Source organism: Streptomyces sp. NPDC042002 (assembly GCF_055588305.1).
In genome coordinates, this window is record NZ_JBVJCT010000005.1 from 110,134 (window position 1) to 118,956 (window position 8,823).

At 71.7% G+C, this 8,823-nt stretch carries 4 protein-coding genes; 2 read left to right on the forward strand and 2 right to left on the reverse strand.

The genetic code is table 11. The features are described from left to right. Positions 1 to 3: 3 nt before the first annotated feature. Both ACZ6KY_RS10400 and ACZ6KY_RS10405 read right to left on the reverse strand, forming a co-directional pair. Entirely contained in the window at positions 4 to 3,732 is a 3,729-nt protein-coding gene (locus ACZ6KY_RS10400; RefSeq protein ID WP_469309913.1) for an ABC transporter ATP-binding protein, read from the reverse strand. Between the two features lie 178 nt (positions 3,733 to 3,910). After that, a complete protein-coding gene (locus ACZ6KY_RS10405; protein WP_469309914.1) occupies positions 3,911 to 4,834 on the reverse strand; it encodes a serine hydrolase in 924 nt (307 codons plus the stop codon). Positions 4,835 to 5,284: 450 nt separating this feature from the next. On the opposite strand from ACZ6KY_RS10405, the gene ACZ6KY_RS10410 reads away from it, so the two are divergent. Further along, a complete protein-coding gene (locus ACZ6KY_RS10410; protein ID WP_469309915.1) occupies positions 5,285 to 7,690 on the forward strand; it encodes a glycosyltransferase family 39 protein in 2,406 nt (801 codons plus the stop codon). Positions 7,691 to 7,915: 225 nt separating this feature from the next. Continuing rightward, positions 7,916 to 8,719, forward strand: a complete 804-nt coding sequence (locus tag ACZ6KY_RS10415; protein WP_469309916.1) for an endonuclease I family protein — start codon at positions 7,916 to 7,918, stop codon at positions 8,717 to 8,719. Positions 8,720 to 8,823 lie beyond the last annotated feature (104 nt).

Consider the following 8,823-nt stretch of genomic DNA (forward strand, 5'->3'; position numbering starts at 1 on the left):
GCATCAGGCCGAGGAGCTGACGGGCTCCTCGGGTTCCGGGGAACCCACGAAGGTCCGCCAGAGCGCGGCGTACCGGCCGTCGAGGCGGAGCAGTTCGTCGTGGGTGCCGTCCTCGGTGACCCGGCCGTGGTCCATCACCACGACCCGGTCGGCACGCGCGGCCGTCGTCAGCCGGTGGGCGACCACCAGCGTCGTACGGCGGCCCGCCAGCCGGTCGGTGGCCCGGTTGACCAGGGCCTCCGTCCCCAGGTCGAGCGAGGCCGTCGCCTCGTCGAGGAGCAGCACGTCCGGATCGACCAGCTCCGCGCGGGCCAGCGCGATCAACTGGCGCTGTCCCGCGGAGAGGTTGCGGCCGCGCTCGGCGACCTCGTGGAGATAGCCGCCCTCCAGTGTGGCGATCATCTCGTGCGCGCCGACCGCGCGGGCGGAGGCCTCCACCTCGGCGTCGGTGGCGCCGGGACGGCCGTAGGCGATGGCGTCGCGGACGGTCCCCTGGAAGAGGTAGGCCTCCTGGGGGACGACACCGAGCCGGTGCCGGTAGGAGGTGATGTCGAGGTCGCGCAGGTCGGTGCCGTCGACCGTCACCCGCCCGCCCGTCGGGTCGTAGAACCGCGCGACCAGCTTCACGAGCGTCGACTTGCCCGCGCCGGTCTCGCCGACGAAGGCGACGGTCTGCCCGGCGGGGATGCGCAGCGACACCGCGCTGAGCGCCTCCTCGGCCTCGTCCGCGGGGCCGTACGCGAAGTCGACGTCCTCGAACGCGATCTCGCCCCGCAGTGACGGCACCTCCAGTGGCTCGGCGGCGGCCTTGGTCGAGGTCGGCTCCCGGAGCAGTTCCTGGATGCGGCCCAGCGAGACGGTGGCCTGCTGATAGCCGTCGAAGACCTGCGAGAGCTGCTGCACGGGCGCGAAGAACAGGTCGATGTAGAGGAGGTAGGCGACCAGCGCGCCGGTGGTGAGCGTGCCGGAGTCGATCCGGTGGGCGCCCACGATCAGCACGGCCGCCGCGGCCCCCGAGGCCAGCAGCTGCACGAACGGGAAGTAGACGGAGATCAGCCACTGCCCGCGGATCCGCGCCCTGCGGTAGCTGTCGCTGCCCTCCGCGAACCGCCGCGCGCTCGCGTCCTCGCGCCGGAACGCCTGGAGGATCCGCAGCCCGGACACCGACTCCTGGAGATCGGCGTTGACCAGCGACACCCGCTCGCGGGCCAGTTCGTACGCCTTGACGCTCGCCCGGCGGAAGAAGAACGTGCCGATGACCAGGGGCGGCAGCGTCACGAAGACGACCAGCGCCAGCTGTACGTCGATCACCAGCAGGGCGACCATGATGCCGAAGAAGGTGACGACGGAGACGAACGCGGTGACGAGCCCGGTCTGCAGGAACGTCGACAGGGCGTCGACGTCGGTCGTCATCCGGGTCATGATCCGGCCCGTGAGCTCCCGCTCGTAGTAGTCGAGCCCGAGGCGCTGGAGCTGCGCGAAGATCTTCAGGCGCAGCGCGTACAGGACCCGCTCGCCGGTACGTCCCGTCATCCGGGTCTCGCCGATCTGCGCGGCCCACTGGACGAGCACGGTGACCAGCGCGAGCGCGGCCGCCGCCCACACCGCGCCGAGCGCGAGCCGGGTGACGCCCTGGTCGATGCCGTGCCGGATCAGGATGGGCAGCAGCAGCGTCATCACCGCGTCGACGGCGACCAGCGCGAGGCTGATGAGCAGCGGGGCCCCGAAGCCGCGCAGCAGTCTGCGCAGTCCGTAGGAGTCCTCGGCCCCGACCGCGCGGGCCTCGTCGATGTCCGGGACATCGGTGGCCGGGGGCAGCGCCTCGACCTGGGCGAGGAGTCCGGGGGTGGCGGGCATCCCTTCGAGCGCGTTGTCCCTGGGCTCGCGGTCGCCGGTCCACAGGCGCGGTGTCACCCCGCGCTCGGCGTCGAACTCGGCGTCCAGCTCGTCGCGTACGGAGGTGTCCTCACGCGGCGCCGCCGGCAACGCGTGTCCCGGGGAGACGCCGCCCAGCTCGTCGGGGTCGGTGAGCAGCCGCCGGTAGAGCGCGGAGCGGGCCTGGAGCTCCTCGTGGGTGCCGATGTCGGCGAGCCGTCCGCCGTCGAGGACGGCGATGCGGTCGGCGAGGTTGAGGGTGGAGCGGCGGTGCGCGATCAGCAGGGTCGTACGGCCCTCCATGACGTGCCCCAGCGCCTCGTGGATCTCGTGCTCGACCCGGGCGTCCACGGCGGAGGTGGCGTCGTCGAGGACGAGCAGCCGCGGGTCGGTGAGGATGGCGCGGGCGAGCGCGACACGCTGGCGCTGGCCTCCGGAGAGGGTCAGGCCGTGCTCGCCGACCTTGGTGTCGTAGCCGCGGGGCAGCTCGGCGATGAAACGCTCCGCCTGGGCGGCGCGCGCCGCCGTCTCTATCTCGTCCTGGGTGGCGTCGGGACGGCCGTACGCGATGTTGGCGCGCACGGTGTCGGAGAAGAGGAAGGAGTCCTCGGGGACGAGCCCGATCGCGGCGCGCAGCGACTCGGTGGTCAGCTCGCGGACGTCGTGCCCGCCGATGAGGACGGCGCCGTGCGTCACGTCGTAGAAGCGGGGCATCAGCAGCGAGACCGTCGACTTGCCTGAGCCGGACGAGCCGACGACGGCGAGGGTCTCGCCGGGCCGGATCTCGAAGCTCAGCCCGTCCAGGACCGGCCGGCCCTCCACGTATCCGAACGACACGTCGTCGAACTCGACGGTGGCGGGCGCGTCGGCCGGCAGGGTCCTGGTGCCGTCCTTGATCGACGGCTCGGTGTCGATGAGTTCGAGGACGCGCTCGGCGCCGGCGCGGGCCTGCTGTCCGACGGTGAGGACGACGGCCAGCATCCGCACGGGTCCGACGAGCTGCGCGAGGTACGTGGAGAACGCCACGAAGGTGCCCAGGGTGATTTCGCTGCGCACGGCCAGCCAGCCGCCGAGCGCGAGCATCGCGACCTGGCCGAGGGCGGGCACGGCCTGGAGGGCCGGGGTGTACCTGGCGTTGAGCCGGATGGTCCGCAGCCGGCCCGCGAAGAGCCGCCGCCCGACCTCGCGCAGCTTGCCGGTCTCCTGGTCCTCCTGGCCGAAGCCCTTGACCACGCGGACGCCGCTGACGGCGCCGTCGACGACACCCGCCACGGCGGCGGCCTGCGCCTGCGCGTACCAGGTGGCGGGGTGCAGCCGGGAGCGGCTGCGCCTGGCGACGAACCAGAGGGCCGGGGCGACGGCCAGCGCGACCAGGGTGAGCGGCAGGGACAGCGCCGCCATGATCCCGAGGGAGATCAGGAAGAGCAGGACGTTCCCGATGGTCATCGGGAGCATGAAGAGCAGGCCCTGGATCAGCTGGAGGTCACTGGTCGCGCGGCCCACGACCTGCCCGGTGGACAGCTCGTCCTGGCGCCGCCCGTCCAGCCGGGTGATCGTCTCGTACATGTCCGTACGGAGATCGTGCTGGACGTCGAGGGCGAGCCGGCCGCCGTAGTAGCGGCGGACGTAGGCGAGGACGTAGACGACGACCGCCGCGCCGAGCAGCGCGCCCGCCCAGGGGGCCATGCCTCTGCTGTGGTCCCCGATGACGTCGTCGATGATCACCTTCGTGATCAGCGGGACCACCGCCATCAGGGCCATGCCGCCCAGCGAGGAGCCGAGCGCGAGCACCACGTCCTTCGGGTACCGCCACGCGTACCCGGCGAGCCGCCGCGCCCATCCCCGTTCCGTCGCCACTCCGGCACCTTCCGTAGATCTCACTCCGCCGGAGGCACCAACACCGGGCGAAGCGGATTTCATCCCTCCGCAACAATTCGTCCGCCGGCCGCCGCGACAGCAGTCCGCCCGCCGGGCGCGGTGGCCGGGCGGGCGGACGGGAGAGTACGGGCTTCGCGAGGCGGGAGGGCGGTCCCGGTCAGCTCGCCGGGACGGCCGGGAAGGCTTCCTTCGGCGTCGCCGTCGGCGTGTAGCGCTGGGCACTGACGGTGACCGGCACGAGGTCCTTGTGGATGGCCTTGGCGACGCCCTGAATGGTGGCCACGCCGTAGTCCATGGTGCTGCTGCCGACGGTGAGCACCGACATCATGTAGTCGTGGCCGCCGCCGTTGAACGTGCCGAGGCTGTGCACCCGCCAGGCGTTCGTGGAGCGCGAGAGCCAGCCGTTCTTGACGTGCACGGCGACCGTCGAGGGCGCCCCGGCCGGTGTCCCCCAGCGCTGCGAGGAGATGACCTGCCCCATCAGCTTCAGGATGTACGCGCGGGAGTTGTCGCTCAGCACCGTGTTCTTGGCGGTGACGAGCTTCAGCAGCTTCTGCTCGTCGGTGACGTTGATCTGCGTCAGACCCCAGTAGCCGCCGGTGCCCGGCGTGGTCTTCGTCATCCCCGCGGCGGTCAGGAAGCCCTTGATCTTCGTCAGACCGAGCTGGTTCCACAGCTTGGTGGTCGAGGCGTTGTCCGACTGGGTGATCATCTTGGTGGCGAGCGACGTCTCGGTGCTCGTCAGATAGCGGTTGTGCTTCTTCGCGTCCCAGAGCAGCGTGGCGAGGACGGTGACCTTCACCGTGCTGGCCGAGTCGAAGGCGGTGGTGGCGCGGAGTGCGCAGGTGGTGTTCGTGGTGCGGTCGTAGAGGCCGACCGCGACGGTGCCCTTGCGGTTCGCGAGCGCCGCGGTGATGTCCTTCTGCAGTTTGGCGGCCAGGCCGGCCTTGCCCGACGTACAGCTGACCGTCGGCGCCGTCGCGGCGGCGGCGGGGGTCGCGGCGACCGCGAGCGGCACGATGACCCCGGCGCCGAGGCTCACTGCGAGCACACGGGCACGCCGGGATATCCGGTGAATCATGGAGGCTTCCCATCCCCTTGAAGCGATACGAACGCACCCAAGGGCGCGCGCTCTCTGATGACTCGCAAGGGCGATCGATGGTTGTACGGGTGTTCCGCGGACGGGAGTTCGATCCCAAAGCCTCGGAGCACAGCCCCGGAACGCAGAAACCCGGGGCACGGGACGCAAAGGACCCCGGGCGAAAGCCCGCGGGCGCGAAGCGCGGAGACCCCGGGGCCCGGGACGCGGGACGCGGACGATCAAGGCAGACCCGGGATGCAGGAGCCCGGGGTACAGAGGCCCAGGGCGTAGGAGCCCGGGGCACGGAGACCCGGACCAGGGAACCCGGGGCACAGAAGCCCGGGTGCGGAGACCTGAGGGGCGGAAACCCGGGGCGCGGTGGCCCGAATGCACAGCTCGCCCCCAGGTGGAGCACAGTCCCCGCCCATCACCTCGCGTCAGGGTGCGGTGGTGACGTCTGCCACTGACCCATCGCCCGACGCCCCCACGACTCCCCCCGCCCCGCCGCCGGTTCCCGTGCCGGCCGGGCCCGCGGAGACGGCGCCGTCGGCCGCACCCCGCTGGTCGCTGCCCGCGCTGCTGGCGATCCTCGTACTGGCCGCGGCCCTGTACTCCTGGAACCTGTCGGCCTCCAGCCTCAACAGCTTCTACAGCGCCGCGGTGCTCAGCGGTACGCAGAGCTGGAAGGCCTGGTTCTTCGGCTCCCTCGACGCGGGCAACTTCATCACCGTCGACAAGCCGCCGTTCGCGCTCATGATCATGAGTCTGTCCTGCCGGGTCTTCGGCTTCGGCACCTGGCAGATGATGGCGCCCATGGTCGCCGCCGCGCTCGGCACGATCTGGATCCTGCACGCGAGTGTGAAGCGGTACTTCGGGCACGCGGCAGCCGCCATCGCCGCGCTCGTCCTCGCCCTGACCCCGATCACGGTCGCCATCAACCGCGACAACAACCCCGACACCACGCTCGTCCTGCTGATGGTCGCGGGCGCGGCGCTGGGCCTGCGGGCCACCCGCGACGGCAGACTGCTGCCGCTGCTCGGCTCGGCGGTGTTCTTCGGCCTCGCCTTCAACACCAAGATGCTCCAGGCGTACATCGCCCTGCCCGCCGTCTTCGCCGTGTACCTGTACGCCTCCCGGCTCGGCTGGGCGAAGAAGGTCCGCGACCTGCTGCTCGCCACCGTGGCGCTGGCCGTCGCGAGCTTCTGGTGGGCGGCCGCCGTCTCGCTCGTACCGGCCGGCGACCGCCCGTACATCGGGGGCTCCACGGACGGTTCCGCCTGGGACCTGATCATGGGCTACAACGGCCTGGGCCGGGTGCTGGGCGGCGAGGGCAACGGCGGAGGCGGCGGGGGTGGCGGAGGCGGCACCTTCGCCGGGACCGCGGGCCTCGGCCGGATGTTCAACGACATCCTCGGCGGCCAGATCTCCTGGCTGCTGCCGTTCGCGGGCATCGCGCTCGTGGGCGGCCTGGTGCTGTGCGGGCGCGCGCCGCGCACCGACCCGACGCGTGCCGCGCTGGTGCTGTGGGGCGGCTGGACCGTCCTGCACTATCTGACGTTCGGCATGGCCGAGGGCACGATGCACCCGTACTACACGACCGCGCTCGCCCCCGGCATCGCGGCCCTGACCGGCGCGGGCGGCGTCCTGCTGCTGCGCGCCTTCCGCGGCCCGGACGCCCGTTGGGTGTGGGTGCTGCCCGCCGGGCTCGCGGTCACCGCGATCTGGGCGGTCGTCCTGCTGCGCCGGGCCGCCGACTGGAACGGCTGGCTGTGGCCGGCCGTCGCGGTGGTCATGGCACTGGCCGTCACGGGCCTGTTCGTCTTCCGCTCCGGCAACCGCGCCCGGCTCGGCTCCACCAACCGTGCCCGGCTCCTCACCGCGTCCGTGGCCGCGGCGGTCGTCGCGGCCCTCGCCGGACCGGCGGCGTACGCCGTCGCCGAGCCGTTGGCCGCCGGCGGCGGCCGGGGTGGCGGCGGAATGGGCGGCACCAACCCGACCGCGGGCCCGTCCACCGGCAGCGGCGGCTTCGGCGGCGGTCCCGGCGGCGGCCGGGGCGGGTTCGGCGGCACCCGGCAGGGCGGTCCGAACGCCGAGGCGGGCGGGCAGGCCGGGGGCTTCCCCGGCGGCCAGGCACCCGGCGGGAACGGCGAACCGCCCCAGGGCGGCTTCCCCCAAGGCGGCCAGGACACCGGCCAACAGGGCGCCGGGAAAGGGGAGTTCCCCGGCGGCGGCCAGGCCGAGGGCGGGAACGGTGCCGCCCCGGGCGGCACCGGAGACCAGCCCGGCGGCGCGGGCGGCCTCGGCGGGGGCGGCGGCATGGGCGGTGGCGGCATGGGCGGCACCACCAGCAGCGCCCTGGCCTCCTACCTGGAGAAGCATCAGGACGGCGCCAAGTGGCTGCTGGCCGTGTCCAATTCGCAGGGTGCGGCCCAGCTGATCGTGAGCACCGGCAAGCCCGTCATCTCCATGTTCGGCTTCACCGGTTCCGACAAGGCCATGACCCTCGCCAAGCTCAAGGAGCTCGTGCGCAAGGGCGAGTTGCACTACATCCAGCTCGGCGGCGGCATGGGCGGCGGGATGGGCGGCAACAACACGCTCAACTCGCAGATCACCGCGTGGGTGGAGAAGAACGGCACGGCGGTGAAGGAGAGCGCGTACGACAAGTCCGCGTCGTCCGGCTCCACTTCGGAGTCGGGCTCCACTGCCGGGTCCGGCTCCAGCTCAGGGACCGGCTCCGGCTCCAACTCCGGCTCGGGCTCGGGCTCCGGGTCCAACTCCGGTTCCGGTTCCGGCACACAGAGCAGCGGCCAGTCGACCTCCACGCTCTACCGGCTCGACCCCTCCGACCTCGGCTGACCCCACTCCCGGCACCCGGCGGCCCCTGACCACACCCGGTCGGGGGCCGCTCGACGCTCGACGATCCCGGCCGGAGGCTCCGGTATGTCATGTCTCGCACTCGGTGGCCGAGTTGTTGAATCCCGACACGGAACCGACACCTCTCTTTAACCCAAGGAACCTCATGTCCATGTCATTCTCCCGGTTATCCACTCCATTCAACCCGCGTAGAACGGACACCCCACGATGCCCGCCACGCACATGAGCCGCTGGAAAACCCTGGCGCTGAGCACCTCCGTGGTCCTCGTAGGCCTCACCCTGCCGACGATGACCGCGACCCCCGCGAGCGCCACCACGACCGCGTACGACAGCACGTACTACAAGAACGCGATCGGCAAGTCCGGCACGACCCTGAAGGCCTCGCTGCACACCATCATCAGCAGCCAGACCAAGATCTCGTACTCCGCGGTCTGGAACGCGCTGATGGTCACCGACCAGGACCCGAACAACAGCAGCAACGTGATCCTGCTGTACAGCGGTGTCTCGCGCGCCAAGTCCCTCAACGGCGGCGACGTCGGCGACTGGAACCGTGAGCACACCTGGGCCAAGTCGCACGGCGACTTCGGCGAGGTGACCGGTCCCGGCACCGACCTGCACCATCTGCGCCCGGCGGACGTCCAGGTCAACAGCATCCGGGGCAACCTGGACTTCGACAACGGCGGCAGCGCGGTCACCAACGGGGGCGGCAGCAAGGTCGACTCCGACTCCTTCGAGCCGCGCGACGCCGACAAGGGCGACGTGGCCCGCATGATCCTCTACATGGCGGTCCGCTACGAGGGCGACGACGGCTTCGCGAACCTGGAGCCCGACGAGAAGGTCAACAACGGCAGCGCCCCGTACATCGGCAAGCTGTCCGTGCTCAAGGAGTGGAACGACGAGGACCCGCCGAGCGCCTTCGAGGAGAAGCGCAACCAGGTCATCTACGACACCTACCAGCACAACCGCAACCCGTTCGTCGACCACCCGGAGTGGGTCGACGCGATCTGGTAGAGCGGCCGTCCGGGCCGGGTGGCGGGGGGGGGGGGGGGGGGGGGGGGGGGGGGGGGGGTGCATGGGGGGGGGAAAAAAAAAAGAAGGAAGCCGCGAACCACAAC